The 16,206-nt window shown below is 58.5% G+C and carries 18 protein-coding genes, 1 other RNA gene and 1 riboswitch; of the genes, 4 read left to right on the top strand and 15 right to left on the bottom strand.

Annotated elements, in window-relative coordinates:
- Positions 1-59 precede the first annotated feature (59 nt).
- Positions 60-147: riboswitch (cyclic di-GMP riboswitch) on the bottom strand.
- 195 nt (positions 148-342) lie between these two features.
- The 9 genes from lfhA to rsmI form a co-directional block, all read right to left on the bottom strand.
- Positions 343-2,418: a lateral flagellar biosynthesis protein LfhA gene (gene lfhA / locus BN1130_RS10325; RefSeq protein WP_042041876.1), complete on the bottom strand. Its 2,076-nt coding sequence runs from the start codon at positions 2,416-2,418 to the stop codon at positions 343-345.
- Positions 2,419-2,421: 3 nt separating this feature from the next.
- Positions 2,422-3,558 carry a flagellar biosynthesis protein FlhB gene (gene flhB / locus BN1130_RS10330; RefSeq protein WP_042041878.1) on the bottom strand — a complete coding sequence of 379 codons (1,137 nt, stop codon included), beginning with the start codon at positions 3,556-3,558 and terminating at the stop codon, positions 2,422-2,424.
- Positions 3,555-4,337 (bottom strand): lateral flagellar biosynthetic protein LfiR, encoded by a 783-nt coding sequence (lfiR, locus tag BN1130_RS10335; RefSeq protein ID WP_042041879.1) that lies wholly within the window; start codon positions 4,335-4,337, stop codon positions 3,555-3,557. Before lfiR ends, flhB begins: the two co-directional genes overlap by 4 nt.
- Entirely contained in the window at positions 4,334-4,603 is a 270-nt protein-coding gene (gene fliQ, locus BN1130_RS10340; protein WP_042041880.1) for a flagellar biosynthesis protein FliQ, read from the bottom strand. Before fliQ ends, lfiR begins: the two co-directional genes overlap by 4 nt.
- Before the next feature lie 2 nt (positions 4,604-4,605).
- A complete protein-coding gene (gene fliP, locus BN1130_RS10345) occupies positions 4,606-5,337 on the bottom strand; it encodes a flagellar type III secretion system pore protein FliP (RefSeq protein ID WP_042041882.1) in 732 nt (243 codons plus the stop codon).
- Positions 5,337-5,714 (bottom strand): lateral flagellar motor switch protein LfiN, encoded by a 378-nt coding sequence (gene lfiN, locus BN1130_RS10350; protein WP_042041883.1) that lies wholly within the window; start codon positions 5,712-5,714, stop codon positions 5,337-5,339. The genes fliP and lfiN overlap by 1 nt, the downstream gene beginning before the upstream one ends.
- A 7-nt stretch (positions 5,715-5,721) precedes the next feature.
- Positions 5,722-6,594, bottom strand: coding sequence for a FliM/FliN family flagellar motor switch protein (locus tag BN1130_RS10355; protein WP_198135258.1), 873 nt, complete (start codon positions 6,592-6,594; stop codon positions 5,722-5,724).
- A gap of 219 nt (positions 6,595-6,813) precedes the next feature.
- An RNA gene (rnpB, locus tag BN1130_RS21320) (RNase P RNA component class A) lies at positions 6,814-7,199 on the bottom strand.
- Between the two features lie 208 nt (positions 7,200-7,407).
- Positions 7,408-8,250 carry a 16S rRNA (cytidine(1402)-2'-O)-methyltransferase gene (gene rsmI / locus BN1130_RS10360; RefSeq protein WP_042041884.1) on the bottom strand — a complete coding sequence of 281 codons (843 nt, stop codon included), beginning with the start codon at positions 8,248-8,250 and terminating at the stop codon, positions 7,408-7,410.
- Between the two features lie 79 nt (positions 8,251-8,329).
- Here rsmI and BN1130_RS10365 point away from each other — a divergent pair, with 79 nt between their 5' ends.
- Genes BN1130_RS10365 through dolP form a run of 4 tightly spaced genes read left to right on the top strand, consistent with a single transcriptional unit; the run spans position 8,330 to position 11,769 of the window.
- Entirely contained in the window at positions 8,330-10,273 is a 1,944-nt protein-coding gene (locus tag BN1130_RS10365; RefSeq protein WP_042041885.1) for a penicillin-binding protein activator, read from the top strand.
- Complete coding sequence (locus BN1130_RS10370; RefSeq protein ID WP_042041886.1) at positions 10,185-10,586, top strand: YraN family protein; 402 nt, start codon at positions 10,185-10,187, stop codon at positions 10,584-10,586. Before BN1130_RS10365 ends, BN1130_RS10370 begins: the two co-directional genes overlap by 89 nt.
- 9 nt (positions 10,587-10,595) lie before the next feature.
- Positions 10,596-11,186, top strand: a complete 591-nt coding sequence (locus tag BN1130_RS10375) for a D-sedoheptulose-7-phosphate isomerase (protein ID WP_005891102.1) — start codon at positions 10,596-10,598, stop codon at positions 11,184-11,186.
- Positions 11,187-11,190: 4 nt separating this feature from the next.
- Positions 11,191-11,769 carry a division/outer membrane stress-associated lipid-binding lipoprotein gene (gene dolP / locus BN1130_RS10380; protein WP_042041887.1) on the top strand — a complete coding sequence of 193 codons (579 nt, stop codon included), beginning with the start codon at positions 11,191-11,193 and terminating at the stop codon, positions 11,767-11,769.
- A gap of 66 nt (positions 11,770-11,835) precedes the next feature.
- On the opposite strand, the gene BN1130_RS10385 is transcribed toward dolP, so the two are convergent.
- From BN1130_RS10385 to rpsI, 6 genes are all read right to left on the bottom strand, one after another.
- A complete protein-coding gene (locus tag BN1130_RS10385; RefSeq protein WP_042041888.1) occupies positions 11,836-12,261 on the bottom strand; it encodes a ClpXP protease specificity-enhancing factor in 426 nt (141 codons plus the stop codon).
- A complete protein-coding gene (sspA, locus tag BN1130_RS10390; RefSeq protein WP_005891096.1) occupies positions 12,258-12,887 on the bottom strand; it encodes a stringent starvation protein SspA in 630 nt (209 codons plus the stop codon). The genes BN1130_RS10385 and sspA overlap by 4 nt, the downstream gene beginning before the upstream one ends.
- An 87-nt stretch (positions 12,888-12,974) precedes the next feature.
- Positions 12,975-13,709: a cytochrome c1 gene (locus BN1130_RS10395; protein WP_042041890.1), complete on the bottom strand. Its 735-nt coding sequence runs from the start codon at positions 13,707-13,709 to the stop codon at positions 12,975-12,977.
- Positions 13,706-14,923, bottom strand: coding sequence for a cytochrome b (locus BN1130_RS10400; RefSeq protein ID WP_042041891.1), 1,218 nt, complete (start codon positions 14,921-14,923; stop codon positions 13,706-13,708). The genes BN1130_RS10395 and BN1130_RS10400 overlap by 4 nt, the downstream gene beginning before the upstream one ends.
- A gap of 2 nt (positions 14,924-14,925) precedes the next feature.
- Positions 14,926-15,516, bottom strand: coding sequence for a ubiquinol-cytochrome c reductase iron-sulfur subunit (petA, locus tag BN1130_RS10405; protein WP_042041892.1), 591 nt, complete (start codon positions 15,514-15,516; stop codon positions 14,926-14,928).
- Between the two features lie 288 nt (positions 15,517-15,804).
- Entirely contained in the window at positions 15,805-16,197 is a 393-nt protein-coding gene (rpsI, locus tag BN1130_RS10410; RefSeq protein ID WP_005891084.1) for a 30S ribosomal protein S9, read from the bottom strand.
- Positions 16,198-16,206 lie beyond the last annotated feature (9 nt).

The raw sequence follows: 16,206 nt of genomic DNA on the forward strand, positions 1-16,206 counted from the left end.
CGCCATGCATCTGCGTGCATGTCGGTTTGCTATAGGCGTCATTCGTGACGGTACCTATCCCTGGTAACCCCGCTATCATTGGCATTCCCGCCATTAGACCGGAGGCTTTGCGTCCTGACTTTTCAGTTCAGTTTGCCTTTTTCATGCGATATGCCCTTATGCAAAAGGACAGCCAGACAGCGGTTGTCGCAGCCTGGCAGCACGTATCAAATTATTATATTTATCAGTATGTTTTGGCGGAAAGCGTCAAAACACGGCGCATCATAACAAGTTGAGAAGACAGTTCAAGCACAGATGCGGAATAAGGTTTTCCTATCTGACTGAGATCAAGGGCAATTCTCTTCACCCCAGGGTACCGACCACTTCCACCCTCAGCTCCTCCGGGATCTCGTTGTAAGAGAGTACCTTGAGCCCCTTGGCGAAGGAGGTGGCATAACGGGACAGCAAAGGTCTCAGTTGGGGCATCACCACCAATACTGGGGCATGGCCCTGCTGCTGGAGCTGCTCCTTGACAAGGGGCATATTTTGTTGGAGCTGAGCCAGCAATTGGGGGTCAACCGGGAAACTGTCCAGCGCCACCTTGCCCTGTTGCTGAGCCTGATTCATGGCCGCCAACAGTGTCTGCTCCAGCCGTTCATCCAGCGTAAAGGTGGCCAGCAGCTCACGCTGTCCTATCACCTGGCGCACTATCTGGCGCTTGAGGGCGCAGCGCACGTCCGCCGCCAGCAGCACGGGATCCTTGGTCAGCTCGCTCGCGTCGAGCAAGGTGGTCGCTATGGTGCGGATGTCGGTCAGGCTCACCTGCTCCTTGAGCAGTTGCCGGAACACCCGAAGCTGCTGCATCTGGGTCAGGGCGAGGTTGAGCTCCTCCGCCAGACGGGGAGACAGGGTCGCCAGGTATTGACCCAGCTTGCCGACTTCATCGTGGCCGAACAGGGTGTCGAGCTGTTCACGCAGCAGCTTGCTGGCATGGGTCGCTATCACGGTCGCCGAGTCCACCACCGAGTAACCCAGATTGAGTGCCTTGGCCTTGTGGTCCGGGGCTATCCAGACCGCGTTCATGCCGTAGGCGGGATCCTGGGTCAGCTCGCCGTCCAGGGCACCGTAGGTCTCGCCACTGCTGATGGCCATCAGCCGCTGGCAATCCACCTGCCCGCTCGCCATGGGCACGGAGGAGATCCGGACTCGGTATTGATCGGGTTGCAGCTGCAGGTTGTCGCGCACCCTGATCTCGGGCAGCAAGAAACCATACTGCTCGGAGAGGGTCTTTCTGATGCCCCGCACCCGCACCAGCAGCTCGGCGCCCTTGTCCGCCTCGGCCAGGGGAACCAGCTTGTAACCAAGCTCGATGGCGATGGGATCGACATAGGGCAGATCCTGCCACTCCAACCCCTGATGTTCAGGCAACACCAACTGCTGACTCAGTTGCTCGGCGGCATCGAGCGCCGGATCCTGCTGCTGTCGCAGGCTCACCCGCCAGCCGGTCCAGGCCAGCACGGCGGCAAAACTGACGAAGGCCAGCATGGGCATGCCGGGCACCAGACCCAGGATCAGCATGATGGCGGCAGCCGTGTAGATAACCCTGGGCGACGCCAATAGCTGCTGGCCCACCTGATCGGACATCTCCCCCTCATCACTGACCCGGGTCACTATGATGGCGGCTGCGGTAGACATCAGCAGGGAGGGGATCTGGGCAACCAGACCGTCCCCTATGGTGAGCAGGGCATAGCGCTGGAAGGCCTCTGCCACCGGCAGGGCATGCTGAAAGATACCGATGGCAAGACCGCCAACCAGGTTGATGATGAGCACCAGCAACCCGGCGATGGCATCCCCACGCACGAACTTGGAGGCACCATCCATGGCCCCGTAGAAGTCGGCCTCGCGGGAGATCTCTTCCCGCCGGGCCCGGGCCTGGTGTTGATCCATGATGCCGGCATTCAAGTCGGCATCTATGGCCATCTGTTTGCCCGGCATGGCGTCCAGGGTGAAGCGGGCCGACACCTCGGATATCCGTTCGCCACCCTTGGTGATGACCACGAAGTTGATGATCATCAAGATGATGAACACCACCAGGCCAACCACATAGTTGCCGCCGATGACCACCTCGCCAAACGCCTGGATGACCTTGCCCGCCGCATCATTGCCCTCATGGCCATTGAGCAGCACCACCCGGGTCGAGGCGACGTTGAGGGAGAGCCTCATCAGGGTAGCCACCAGCAGCACGGTCGGGAACACGGAGAAGTCGAGGGGACGGCGGGCCGAGACCGAGACCAGCAACACCATGATCGCCAACACTATGTTGAAGGTGAACAGGCCATCGAGCAGCCAACCCGGCAGCGGCAGTATCATCATGGCCAGTATGGCCAGCAGCATCAGGGGGATGGCCGTATAGGACTTGGTCAGGGTACGCCAGTTCACAACTTACCTCTCGGGTTGACGCAATTCAGGGGGCACATGCAGGGGGGCTAGCGGGCCGGGCTGCTTGCCCCGCCCAGCCTGATAGGCCTGCAACTGCAATACATGGTTCAGGACATAAGCCACCGCGGTATAGAGACCGGCCGGGACCTCCTGATCGATTCGGGTCGAGTAGTAGATGGCTCGAGTCAGCTCAGGCAGGCTCAATACCATCTTGTCGTGCTGCTTGCCCACCTGCTTGATCCGCTCGGCCATGCTGTCGACCCCCTTGGCGATCACATAAGGGGCATTGGCGCGGGCGGGATCGTATTTGATGGCCACCGCATAGTGGCTCGGGTTCACCACTATCACATCGGCCTGGGGCACCCGCTTCTCGATGCGGGCCCTGGCCAGCATGGCTTGTACTTGACGGATCTTCGCCTTGATCTCCGGGCGACCCTCGCTGTTCTTGTGCTCATCCTTGACCTCCTGCTTGGTCATGCGCAGTTGTTTCTGCATCGACCAGCGTTGGTAAGGCACATCGAGCAGGGCGATCAGCATCTGAACGGCGCCAAGTAGGATAAAGGCCTGGGAGAGGATCCCCAGCGCCTGCTCCATCGCCATCTGGGGCGGCATTCGATTCATTTGCAACAGGGTCGGCCACTGATGCTGCAATAACAGGGCCAAGGTTGAACCAATCAGCACTATCTTGAGAATGGACTTGAGCAGCTCCATCAGGCTATGGGTGGAAAACATGCGCTTGAGCCCCTTGAGCGGATTGAGTTTCTCACCGCTGGGCATCAACTTTTTCCAGGTGAACACCATGCCCCCCGGCACCATGCTGACCAGGATCAGCATCAGTGCCAGGAAACCGAACAGGGGCAGCAAGGCCATGAGCATGCTGAGCAGGGCCTCCCCGGTCCAGCTCATCATCATCTGGGGATCCCGCGCCCCCTGCCAGTCGAAACGGATGGGACGTTTCATCAATTCGGCGAAGAAACTGCCAAGGCCGGGCACCATCCACTGCATGGCGAGTCCACCGAGCAGCAGCAAACCCGCCGAGCTCATCTCCCGGGAGCGGGCAATCTGCCCCTCATCCCGAGCCTTGCGCTGTTTCTGGGTGGAGGCCTGCTCGGTTTTATCCTGGGCGCTGGTCTGACTCATTGCACACTCAATCCCTGCAACTGCTCCAGCACATGGCTGACCAGATCGAGATAACGAGCAGGCACCCCGCTGATGGAGAGCGCCATGGTCAGCAACCCCAGCAACAGCGTCATGGGGAACCCCAGGGAGAAGATGTTGAGGGAGGGGGCCGTGCGGTTCATGACCCCGAAGGTGAGATTCACCATCAGCATCGCCACCACGGCAGGCAGGGTCAGGATGAGGGCGGCCCCGATACTCCAGCCAAACAGGCCGATGACCCCCTTGATATCGAGCAGGTAGAGCGAAGAGCCCGGCGGCCAGCTGCGCAGACTCTGCACCAGCACCTCCAGCACCACCAGATGGCCATTGAGGCCGAGAAACAACAGCGTGGCAAAGATGAGCATGATCTGGCTGATGATGGGCGCCGATTCACCATTGCTGGGGTCATTCATGACCGCCATACCCAGACCCATTTGCATCGACAGTATCTGGCCCGCCATGGTCATCACCATGAACAGCATCTGGACGCAGAGCCCGAATAACAGGCCGAACATCAACTGTTCCAGCGTGACCAGGATAGCCTGTGCCGAGAAGGGGTCTATCAGCGGCATGGCCTTGAGCATGGGGGCCAGCAACAGGCTGAGCAGGAAGGCGAGCAACAGCCGGATCTGGGGCGGCACCCGGCCATCGCCGAAGAAGGGCATCACCCAGAAGGCGGCGCCGATACGAATGAAGGGCCACCACCACTGTCCCAGCCAGGCCGTCAGCTCGGCCGCACTGACCGAGATCAGCGAATTCATCCGATAAGCCCGGGGATCTTGGCAAACAGCTCATTGAAGAGGGTGGTGATCTGGGCCAAAAGCCAGTGGCCAGTGAAGATCAGCGTCAACAGCGTCACGATGAAACGGGGCAGGAAGCTGAGGGTCTGTTCCTGGATCTGGGTCGCCGCCTGAAACACACTCACGATGAGTCCGACGATCAAGCCGGGCACCACCAGCACAGAGACCATGATCACCACCAGATTCACTGCGCCACCCACCAGACTGACGCTCTGCTCGGGGGTCATGGTCAGCCCCCCCCGAAGCTGGCGGCCAGGGTGCCGACCGTCATCGACCACCCATCAACCAATACGAATACCATCAGCTTGAACGGCAACGAGATGATGAGCGGCGACAGCATCATCATCCCCATGGCCATCAAGACGCTGGCGACCACCAAATCGATCACCAGGAAGGGGATAAACAGCATGAAGCCTATCTGAAACGCGGTATTGAGCTCGCTCAGCACGAAGGCGGGCAACAAGACACCGAAGGGTATTTCCGCCTTGGTGAGGTTGGTCGACTCCCCCGAGATCCGCAGCATCTGCTCCAGATCCGGCTCCCGGGTCTGCGCCAACATGAAGCGCCGCAAGGGTTGCTCGGCACGGCTTATCCCCTCGGACAGGGTGATTTCGTCGTTGTCATAGGGCAGGAAGGCGTTTTCGTACATCTCGGTCCAGACCGGACGCATGATGACCAGCGTCAGGATCAAACTGATGCCGATCAGTACTCGGTTTGGTGGGCTCTGTTGCAGACCCAGCGCCTGGCGCAATATGGCCAGCACTATGATGATGCGGGTAAAGCTGGTCATCATCAGTAACAGGGTCGGCAACAACCCCAGCAGGGTCATGAAGAAGAGGATCTGCAACTTGATGTTGTAGTCCTCGCCCCCTTCGGCGCCAGGCGCGACCGAGAAGAGGGTCATGTCCGCACCCCAGCTGGGCAGGGCGACGAGCAAGAGCAGCGGCAGCAGGACGCGCATCAGTCGTCCATGCCACCCAGCAGCTTGGTGTCAACCACCTCGACCAGACGCAGGCCATACTTGCCATTGACCACCACCACCTCACCACGGGCCAACAGTTTGCCATTGACCCGGACATCCAGCGGCTCACCCGCCAACTTGTCCAGCTCGATGACAGCCCCCTCTTCGAGCTGCATCAGATCCCCAAGCGGCACCTCTGCACTGGCCACTTCCAGGGTCACCTTGACCGGGATCTGGCGGAAGAAGGAGAGATCCCTCGGCTTGCCGCTACCGGTCGGCGCCAGGTAATCGGCCGCACTCGGCATGCTGAGTTCGTCATCAAACAACTGATCCAGGCTGTCCAGATCCAGGGGATCATTGATGTTATGTTCGTTCATCTTGTTCTTACTCCTCTATCACTGCCGTTACCTGATACACCAGGCTGCCTTTTTGCTCGGCAATGCGTCCATTGAAACAGGGGCGGCTGCCGATCAGGGCAGGCACCAGGTCAGGCATATCCAAGGCCAGCACATCACCAACCTGCAAGGTCTCCAGATCAGCCAGGGTCATGGCCATCTGTCCCATCACCACCCGCAATTGCACCGGCAGGTGAGTCATCGCTTGTTCCAGCTCACCGCGAACAGGGCGTTGATCGGTCAGTTGCGCCTCGGTTTCGGCCTGCAGCCACCACAACCGCCACTGATGGTTATGTTCTCCCAGACTCAGGGTCGCCTGGCTGGACCAGAGCGCAGGCCCCACTGGCAGCACATCGGCAGGCACGGGGGTGAGCTGCCAGCCCAGATCGCCGAGTCCCATGCAGGAGGAGAGAATATCGACCTGGTATTGGCAGAGTCGGTGCAACAGGCGCTGCTCGGTATCACTGAGGGATTTGGCCTGACTCGGCTCCTCACCCGCTTGCAGCTGTCCTCCGAAGAAGATCACGGCGAGACGATAGATGACGGACGCTGAGATGGAGAAAAACACTCGGTAGCGCTCGTCACGCTGGGCCCTGGCTTCGAGCCAGAACTGCTGATCTTCAGGAGGGAAATGGCCGGCACTGACGAAATCCTGAAACACGAGATCGCACTCGGCGCTGTTGAACAGCTGGGCTATGCACCCGGCAGCCTGCAAGGAGAAGCTGGCCAAGTGGGCATTCATCTGCTTGAGATGACCCTGTTTGGCTCGCTCGACACCGAGCAGATCGTAGCGAGGAAGCCCCCGTCCCTGTTCGGCCGGCAGCAGCCGGGAGGGTGTTAGCGTTAGGCTGCTAGCTGACATTGCGAATTCACCTTAACCATGTTCATGCCACCCTTAACCCACATCAGGGTGACGGGGCAGGTGGAGAAAAGGGGACCAGTCGACTTGAAGCGACCAAAATGGGCGGGAACTGTATTACAAAATGAAAAAAGGTGCTATCGACCCAGGCAGGCCCATAAAGAAAAATCCCGGACCAGAAGGTACCGGGATTCTTGTGGGTAACAGAGTACCCTGAAATTAGGTCGGAGTCGGCCTGTAAGCCGGGTTCTGTTCCGGGTTGCCCCGGTGACAATCATTCCTCTAGGCCAGCAATCGCTCACTGGCTCAAGCAACCTACCCGCCCCCAACGCGGGCCGCGCCAATAGGGGCCTATTTGGTCTTGCTTCGGGTGGAGTTTACCGTGCCACGAACTGTTGCCAGACGCGCGGTGCGCTCTTACCGCACCCTTTCACCCTTACCTGATCCCTTGCGGGCCATCGGCGGTTTGCTCTCTGTTGCACTGGTCGTAGGCTCACGCCTCCCAGGCGTTACCTGGCACCCTGCCCTATGAAGCCCGGACTTTCCTCCCCTCCGCCCGTCTGCCCCGAAAGGCACAACGACGAAGCAGCGATTGTCCAGCCGACTCCGGGCGCGGATTATAGCCCTGTCTGCTGGCCGGGGTAAACCGGCAATTTTCGATAGTGGCATTTATTAACGGCTTGATGACTCATTCTAGAGTGACACTGTCATCAAGCCGCCCCCATCGATGGGCTGCCAGGTCAGGTTGGTAGATGCGACCTTCGTCAGAGACCCTCATGGTGAGGATGACCCTGTGACCCGAACCGACGACTCTATTTATGCTTTCTGGTGGTGATCCAGTCCGTACTTGTAGAGGGCGTTCTTCTTCACCCCATGGATCTCGGCGGTCAGCGCGGCCGCCTTCTTGAGGGGCAGTTCGGCCACCAGCAGACCCAGGGTGCGGATCGCATCAAAGGGCAGCTCTTCTTCCACCTTGCTGGCGCCGGCCACCACCAGCACGATTTCACCGCGGCAACGGTTTTCATCCTCGCCCAGCCAGACCAGCATCTCGGAGGCGGGCAGACCGTGGATGGATTCAAAGGTCTTGGTCAACTCGCGGCACACCACCACCTGGCGCTCCCCCAGGATGCGAGCAATCGCTTCTACCGTGTCCTGCACCCGGCGCGGTGACTCGTAGAACACCAGGGAGCGGGTATCTTCGATGACGGCCTGCAGCCGGTCGTCACGTCCCTTGGCTTTCGCAGGCAAGAATCCCTCGAAGGCGAAACGGTCGGTGGGCAGGCCAGCAGCACTGAGCGCCGTGATGGCCGCGCACGGGCCCGGCAGCGGCACTACCTTGACCCCGGCTTCGCGACAGCGGGTGACCAGGTGATAACCGGGGTCGCTAATCAGCGGCGTGCCCGCATCCGATACCAGGGCTACACTCTTGCCTTCCTTGATTTTCGCTATCAACACCTCGGCCTTCTGCTGCTCGTTGTGATCGTGCAAAGGGAAGCAGCTCACCGAGATCTGGTAGTGTTTGAGCAGTATGCCGGTGTGGCGGGTATCCTCGGCCGCCACCAGATCGACCCGGCGCAGAATATCGAGGGCGCGCTGGGTGATATCGGCCAAATTACCGATGGGAGTGGGGACTATATAGAGGGTTGGGGTGTCACTCATGGGATCTCCGAGCATCCCGACAATTGTGTCGCCATATTGGCCCGTTTACACTATGGGTAACTTCAACACTGGTCGGGGAATGAACTTGAACCGGGTTACAAAGCAGCTAAGTGTATCACGACTCTTCGGCATCCTACTCGCAGCTATCCTGCTTGCGGGTTGCGCGTCGGAACCCAATCAACCCTCTGGACAGGAAGGAGGCCTCTCTGGCTTCGCCACACTGACCCAGAATCCAGAGGCCTATCTGGCCAAGGTGGATCCGGCCAAGCCGGATGAAGCCTTCATCTGGCAAACCCTGGCTGCGCGCAGCTATCTGGCTCAAGGCCAGCTCAACCCGGCGCAGGCCTTGCTGCAACAGCTGCAAAAACAGGCCAAGACACCACAACAGCAAGCTCAGGCGCAGTTGCTTGAAGCCCATGTGCTCCTGGCCCAGGGCAATGCCAATCAGGCCCTGATCTTGCTGGAAGGCAAGCCGGCGGTGGAGCTCGATGCCGATACCCAGCGTGACTGGTATCGCCAGCGCACCGTGTTGCAGCTCGACATCAATAACAAGTTTGGTGCCGCCAAATCCCTGATCTTGCTGGAGCCCTATCTGGCCAAAGAGGAGGTTGCCACCAATCACAAGCAGATCTGGTCCCTGCTGAAAAGCATGACCCCCACCACCCTGCAAGCGCTGGAAGAAGCACCGGCACCCGATGTGACCACCGGCTGGCTGCGACTGGCTGCCCTGGTCAACGAGTTTGGTGCTCAGCCGAGCCAGCTGGCTCGTCAGTTAGATGGCTGGAAGCGTGACTTCCCAAACCATCCTGCCCAACAGGACATGCCGGCCGGTCTTGGCGACTTGGCCAGTACCACTGGCCTGGCTCCTCAGCAGATCGCCGTGTTCTTGCCACTGTCCGGCAATCTGGAGCCCCAGGGATCGGCAATCCGCAACGGTATGCTGATGTCCTACAAGGAGAATAACGGCCAATACAGCCTGAACTTCTACGACACCCAGACCAAATCCGTTGGCGAGCTTTACCAGCAAGCCATCCAGGATGGTGCCGACATGATCATCGGTCCCTTGCTCAAGGACAGGGTCGAGGAGCTGCTCAAGCTCAACCCGACCGTGCCCGTGCTCGCCCTGAACGAGCTGGACAAGCCGATCGTCAATGACAGCACCTTCTACTTCTCCCTCTCGGCCGCCGCCGATGCAAGTCAGGCTGCCAACTACTTGTTTGGCCAGGGCTATCGCAAGCCCCTGCTGATCGCCACCCAGGGCCGCATTGGCTATGGCAGCATCAAGGCGTTCGAGCAGACCTGGAGCGGTCTGAGTCAGGACAAGCCCGTGGTCGCGACCTTTACCTCCCGCAAAGAGGTGCCGGGCATGGTGAAAAATGCCTTGAGCGGTCGCTCCACCGCCCGGGCGGGCGAGGTCATGCAGCTCTCCGATGAGACGCCGCGCAGCATCGATGTCGTCTATCTGATCGCCAACAACCTCGAGACCCGCATGGTCAAACCCTATGTGGATATCTCGGTCAATCCCATGGGTAGCCTGCCGATCTTCACCGGCCCCCGCGGTTATGACAGCGGGGCCACCGAGGCAGCCTCGGAGCTCAATGGTCTGCGCATAGGCGATATGCCGTTGATGCTGGGTGAGTTCAACGAGCTGCGCGGCAAGGCCCAGCTGCTCTGGCCACAGACTCAGGGTGACCTGCTGCGCCTGTTTGCCCTGGGCTATGACGCCGTCAGCCTGAGTCCTAACCTGATGCAGATGCGCGCCGTCGGCGCCATGAAACAGCCGGGTTTGAGCGGTCAGCTCAGCATTAGTCAGGATGGCGTCGTACAGCGGGAGCAGAGCTGGGCCACCTATCAGGATGGCAAGCTGCTCGATGCAACAGGTAACCCCATCGGCATGGAGCAAGCCACACTCCCTGACACCCCGGAGTCCAGCGATGAAGAGCCGGCTCAAGCCCCTGATACAGCACTGCCTGAACCTGTTTCAGACGACAGCGACACCACAGCGCCCGGGGCAGCACTTTGAGTTAGTCGCCGCCGACTGGTTGCAGGCCAAGGGCCTGCAACTGATTGAACGCAACTATCACTGTCGCGGTGGCGAGCTGGATCTCATCATGCGCCAGGGTGATACCCTGGTGTTTGTCGAGGTTCGATATCGGGCCAATAACGACCATGGCGGTGCCGCCGCCTCGGTCACTCCGGCCAAACAGCGCAAGCTCATGCTAGCCGCCCGCCACTATTTGACGCACCATGGCATCAACGAGGCCAGCCAGGCCTGTCGATTCGATGTGCTGGCGTTCGAGGGCAACCAGCCTGACTGGATCCAGAACGCTTTTTAAGAGGATCCCATGACAGATCGCATCAAAGAAAACTACACAGAAAGCATTCAAACCAAGATCGCCGCCTCGGAGGCGCTACCGGATGCCATCCATACTGCGGCGCAGATGATCACCATCTGCCTGCTCAATGGCCACAAGGTACTAGCCTGTGGCAACGGTCCCTCCGCCGCCCTGGCGCAGCTGTTTATCAGCGAGCTGGTCAACTGCTACGAGACACAGCGCCCCTCCCTGCCTGGCATGGCACTGACCGCGGACATGGCGACCATCAGTGCCATCGCCACCGATCACGGCTTCGAAGAGGTGTATGCCAAGCAGATCCGCGCCCTGGGTCAACCCGGTGACATCCTGGTGGTCATTACCACCTCCGGCCACAGCCGCAGTCTGATCAAGGCGGCCGAAGCCGCCCTCTCCCGTGACATGACCATAGTGGTGCTGAGCGGCGGTGACGGCGGCGAGATGGCCGGTCTGCTCGGTCCAAACGATGTCGAGATCCGGGTTCCCTCTGCCCGTCGACCACGCATTTTGGAAGTCAACCTGTTGACCCTGCATTGCCTCTGTGATCTCATCGATCAGACGCTTTTCCCGCAACAAGAGGACTGACATCTTGAAAAAAACCACGCTGACCCTGACCCTGGTGGCCGGAACTCTCCTGCTGCAAGGCTGTGCGGCCGTGCTGGTCGGTGGTGCCGCCGGTACCGCATCCAGCGCCGGCGATCGCCGCACCCTGAGCACCCAGTGGGACGATCAGGCCATCGAGTTGAAAGCGTCCAACGTGCTGGCAGACAACAAGCAGCTCTCTGCGGCCAGCAAGATCAGTGTCTACAGCAATAATGGCCGCGTGCTGCTGGTCGGTCAGACACCAACCGATGCTTACAAGCAGACCGCAGGCCAGTCGGTTGGGCGCATTGAGGGCGTTCGTCACGTCTACAACGAACTGCGCCTTGGCAAACCGGTGAGCATAGGTACCCGCAGCAACGACTCCTGGATCACCTCCAAGGTGCGCACCGACATGCTGGCCGCCAAGGACTTCGACAGTGCCAAGGTCAAGGTGGTGACAGAGAACGGCGAGGTCTTCCTGATCGGTCTGGTAACCCGTAAAGAGGCGGAACAGTCGGTCGAGATTGCCCGCCACGTCAGCGGTGTGACCCGGGTCATCAAGGCGTTCGAATACGCTCAGGACTGATGCGGGTCCCGCATCCGAAATAAAAAAACGCAGCCGATTGGCTGCGTTTTTATTGATTCAACAAGGTTACTTGATGACAGTGAGACTCGGCCTGCCCGTGGGGCGCGGCGGTTCAGGCTCAGGTTGCGCCTGATCTTCCGCCTGCTCCAGCCAGAGGTCATAAGCTGGCTCGGGCGGGAACAGAGTACCAACACCGTTCTCTCTGGCATGGATGGCCACTATGGCCGCCATGGGAATATAAACCTGCTGGGACACGCCACCAAAGCGGGCGCTGAAGCTGATAGCATCATTATCCATGTGGAACTGCATCACCGCTCGCGGCGCTATGTTCAGCACTATCTGCCCATCTTGGGCAAATTGCAGCGGCACCTGCACATGGGGAATGTTGACGTTCACCACCAGGTGAGGCGTCAAGTCATTGTCCAGCAGCCAGTCAAAGAACGCCCGCAACAGATACGGGCGGCTCGGGGTCATTGTCGGTTCCATACTCATATACCGGAGCGGATCTCGCGCTCAGCTTCAGTGAGCGATGCCTGGAAGGACTCACGCTCGAACAGACGAACCATATAGGCCTTCAGCTCTTTCGCGCCACGGCCACCCAGATCGATCCCCAGGCTCGGTAAACGCCACAGCAATGGAGCCATGTAGCAGTCAACCAAACCGAACTCTTCGCTCATGAAATAGGGCATTTCACCGAAGATGGGGGCGATGGCCAGCAGATTGTCACGCAACTCGTTGCGTGCCGCCTCGACATCGGTGCCAGCCATGATCTTGTCGGCCAGACTGTACCAGTCCAGTTCGATGCGATGCATCATCAGACGGCTGTTACCACGGGCAACCGGGTAGACAGGCATCAGTGGTGGATGGGGGAAGCGCTCGTCCAGATACTCCATGATGATGCGTGAGGTATAGAGTGCAAGCTCACGATCCACCAGAGTCGGCACCGAGTTGTACGGGTTCAGCTCAGCCAGTTCATCCGGCAGGTTGCTCGGGTCAACCTGGCAGATATCTACGCTAACACCCTTCTCCGCCAGGACAATGCGCACCTGATGGCTGAACATATCGTTGGCACCGGAAAACAGCGTCATTACCGAACGCTTATTGGCAGCTACAGCCATTGAACCCTCCCGTCATTAAAAAGCAGAAACGGCAATGAAGTAACTTGGACCTCATTGCCGTGCATTATATTACTCGGATCTGGTCGCTTAGTGAACGTCGCGCCAGAATTCCTTCTTCAACAGCACAGTGAAGATGAAGAAGATCGCGATAAAGCCCAGCACCCAGAAGCCCATGCGTTCGCGCTCCAGTTTGACCGGCTCAGCCGAGTAGACCAAGAAGTTTACCAGATCCAGTACCGTCTGATCATATTCTTCGTTGGTCATTTCGCCATTGCCGTCGGATTTGATGCCAATGGTCTCCTGCACCTCTTGCCCATCGACCAGGCGGGTCTCCTGTTCCAGACGTGGAGTACCCTGCAGCGGCTCCAGCACATGGGGCATGCCCACAGAGGGGAACACCAGGTTATTCACCCCGAATGGGCGCGTCGGATCCACGTAGAAGGAGCGCAGGTAGGTGTAGATCCAGTCTGCACCACGCACCCGGGCGACCAGCGTCAAGTCCGGTGGCGGTGCGCCGAACCAGCGGGCAGCATCCTTCTCGGCGATGGAGCTCTTCATCAGATCCCCCACCTTGGCACCGGTGAAGATGAGATTGTCCCGCATCAGATCCTCGGGTATATCCAAATCCTCAGCCACCCGGTTGTAACGCTGATACTGGGTGGAATGGCAGCCTGCACAGTAGTTCATGAAGGTGGTCGCGCCACGCTGCAAAGACGCCTTGTCGCTCAGATCATAATCAGCCTTGTCCAGGGCTACACCATGAGTGGCCGCCATCGCCAGTCCGGGGAGCAGAGCCAGCACAGCAAAGATTATCCGTTTCATTTGAATGTGATCCTCTCCGGCAGCGGCTTGGTATTTTCGTTCTTGCTATAGAAATAGAGCAGGACAAAGAACCCGAAGTAACCAAGCGAACAGATCTGGGCAAGCAGGGTCAGTGTCGGGGTGGAGGGCAATACGCCAAGCACACCGAGAATGACGAAGCAAACCACAAACTGGGCGATGTTCAGCTTATGCAGGATGCTGCGGTAGCGTACCGAACGCACCTTGCAGCGATCCAGCCATGGCAGCAGGAAGAGCACGACGATGGAGAGGCCCATCATGATGACACCGAGCAACTTGTCCGGCACCGCACGCAAGATGGCGTAGAAAGGAGTGAAGTACCAGACCGGGGCGATATGCTCCGGGGTCTTCAGACCATTCGCCACTTCAAAGTTCGGCTTCTCGAGGAAATAACCCCACATGTCCGGCTTGAAGAAGATGATGGCGCAGAAGAAGAACAGGAACCCGGCCACACCTATCATGTCCTTGACGGTGAAGTAGGGGTGGAAGGCAACGGCATCCAGCGGCCAGCCATTCTCGTCCTTGTGTGCCTTGATCTCGATCCCGTCCGGGTTGTTGGAGCCCACCTCATGCAGTGCCAAAATATGCATGGCAACCAGCAAGACTATGACTAACGGCAATGCGATGACATGCAGTGCAAAGAAGCGGGTGAGTGTTGCCCCCGAGATAACATAGTCACCCCGGATCCACAGGGTCAGATCGTCACCGATCACCGGGATGGCACCAAACAACGAGATGATGACCTGAGCGCCCCAGAAGGACATCTGCCCCCAGGGCAACAAGTACCCCATGAAGGCTTCCGCCATCAATACCAGGAAGATCAGCATGCCGAAGATCCACAGCAGCTCACGGGGTTTCTGGTAGGAACCATAGATGAGGCCACGGAACATGTGCAGATAGACCACCACGAAGAAGGCGGAGGCGCCGGTACTGTGCATGTAGCGCAGCAGCCAGCCGTAATCCACATCCCGCATGATGTATTCGACAGAGGCGAAAGCACCCTCGGCCGACGGGTTGTAGTTCATGGTCAGCCAGATGCCTGTGACTATCTGGTTAACCAGCACCAGCATGGCAAGGGACCCGAAAAAGTACCAAAAATTGAGGTTCTTCGGTGCCGGGTACTTGGCCATGTGGTCGTTGTACATGGCTGTGAGCGGAAAACGATAATCGATCCAGCCCATCAATTTGGCAAACATGGTCAGGCCTCCTTGCCATCGGCACCGACCAGGATGGTGGTGTCGTTGAGATACTGGTACGGCGGGATCACCAGGTTCAATGGGGCAGGAACCCCCTGAAACACGCGACCGGCCATGTCAAACTTGGAGCCATGACAGGGGCAGAAAAAGCCAGAACTGACCCCTTCGACCTGTTCACCGAAGCTGTCCGGCAGATAAGACGGGGAGCAACCCAAATGAGTACAGATACCAACAGCCACGAAGATTTCCGGCTTGATGGATCTGTATCCATTATGGGCATAGTCAGGTTGTTGGGGCTCATCGGACTTTGGATCGCGCAACAAGTTATCGTGCGTCGGCAGGCCATCCAGGATCTGCTTGGAGCGATTGACCACCCAAACCGGTTTGCCGCGCCATTCAACGCGAATGAGTTGACCCGGCTCCAACTTGCTAATGTCGACTTCAACCGGAGCGCCAGCAGCCTTGGCCTTGGCACTCGGGTTCCATGATTTTATAAACGGCACTGCGGTAAAAGCAGCCCCTACCCCACCAACGGCGATCGTTGACCAGGTAAGAAATCTGCGGCGGCCGGTATCAACTGGCGCATTGCTCATCCAAAAACTCTCCCATGTGGACTCGGCGCATTCTTATAATGTCCCTGTTCCCCTGTGACAACAGTGGCGGAAGCAGGAGTTACAATTGTCACAGAAAAATCGAGGAAATTTTAAAGAAAAGATAACAAATTGACAAGAAAGAGAAGCGAAGGGCAAAAACAATAAAGACACAATTTTTTGTCTTTTGTGACGTGAGGTTAGCAATGGCTATCGAAACGTTACCAATAAAAAAAGCCTGGCGGCTGCCAGGCTTTTTTAACACTCGAAAGAGTGAGTACCAAAAGCGAATTAACGCTTGGAGTACTGCGGACGCTTACGAGCTTTGTGCAGACCGACTTTCTTACGCTCAACCTTACGGGCATCACGAGTAACAAAGCCTGCTTTACGCAGTTCACCGCGCAGGGTCTCATCGTACTGCATCAGAGCACGAGTGATACCGTGACGGATCGCACCAGCTTGACCGGAGATGCCACCACCGTTAACGGTGATGTACAGATCCAGTTTCTCGGTCATTTCAACCAGTTCCAGCGGCTGACGAACTACCATACGGGCAGTCGGACGACCGAAGTACTGCTCCAGGGAGCGCTGGTTGATTACGATTTTACCGCTACCCGCTTTGATAAAGACGCGAGCAGTGGAGCTTTTGCGACGGCCGGTACCGTAGTATTGATTTTCTGCCATGTTGCCAGT

This window comes from Aeromonas rivuli (assembly GCF_000820045.1).
GTDB lineage: Bacteria > Pseudomonadota > Gammaproteobacteria > Enterobacterales > Aeromonadaceae > Aeromonas > Aeromonas rivuli.

Bases quoted from the DNA above. Each gene is read 5' to 3' on its own strand.
- BN1130_RS10395 (WP_042041890.1), bottom strand. From the start codon at position 13,709: ATGAAACGGATAATCTTTGCTGTGCTGGCTCTGCTCCCCGGACTGGCG.
- fliQ (WP_042041880.1), bottom strand. From the start codon at position 4,603: ATGACCCCCGAGCAGAGCGTCAGTCTGGTGGGTGGCGCAGTGAATCTG.
- sspA (WP_005891096.1), bottom strand. From the start codon at position 12,887: ATGGCTGTAGCTGCCAATAAGCGTTCGGTAATGACGCTGTTTTCCGGT.
- rpsI (WP_005891084.1), bottom strand. From the start codon at position 16,197: ATGGCAGAAAATCAATACTACGGTACCGGCCGTCGCAAAAGCTCCACT.
- lfiR (WP_042041879.1), bottom strand. From the start codon at position 4,337: ATGAATTCGCTGATCTCGGTCAGTGCGGCCGAGCTGACGGCCTGGCTG.
- BN1130_RS10365 (WP_042041885.1), top strand. From the start codon at position 8,330: ATGAACTTGAACCGGGTTACAAAGCAGCTAAGTGTATCACGACTCTTC.
- BN1130_RS10355 (WP_198135258.1), bottom strand. From the start codon at position 6,594: ATGTCAGCTAGCAGCCTAACGCTAACACCCTCCCGGCTGCTGCCGGCC.
- fliP (WP_042041882.1), bottom strand. From the start codon at position 5,337: ATGCGCGTCCTGCTGCCGCTGCTCTTGCTCGTCGCCCTGCCCAGCTGG.
- BN1130_RS10385 (WP_042041888.1), bottom strand. From the start codon at position 12,261: ATGAGTATGGAACCGACAATGACCCCGAGCCGCCCGTATCTGTTGCGG.
- petA (WP_042041892.1), bottom strand. From the start codon at position 15,516: ATGAGCAATGCGCCAGTTGATACCGGCCGCCGCAGATTTCTTACCTGG.
- rsmI (WP_042041884.1), bottom strand. From the start codon at position 8,250: ATGAGTGACACCCCAACCCTCTATATAGTCCCCACTCCCATCGGTAAT.
- BN1130_RS10370 (WP_042041886.1), top strand. From the start codon at position 10,185: ATGAAGAGCCGGCTCAAGCCCCTGATACAGCACTGCCTGAACCTGTTT.
- BN1130_RS10400 (WP_042041891.1), bottom strand. From the start codon at position 14,923: ATGTTTGCCAAATTGATGGGCTGGATCGATTATCGTTTTCCGCTCACA.
- flhB (WP_042041878.1), bottom strand. From the start codon at position 3,558: ATGAGTCAGACCAGCGCCCAGGATAAAACCGAGCAGGCCTCCACCCAG.
- BN1130_RS10375 (WP_005891102.1), top strand. From the start codon at position 10,596: ATGACAGATCGCATCAAAGAAAACTACACAGAAAGCATTCAAACCAAG.
- lfiN (WP_042041883.1), bottom strand. From the start codon at position 5,714: ATGAACGAACATAACATCAATGATCCCCTGGATCTGGACAGCCTGGAT.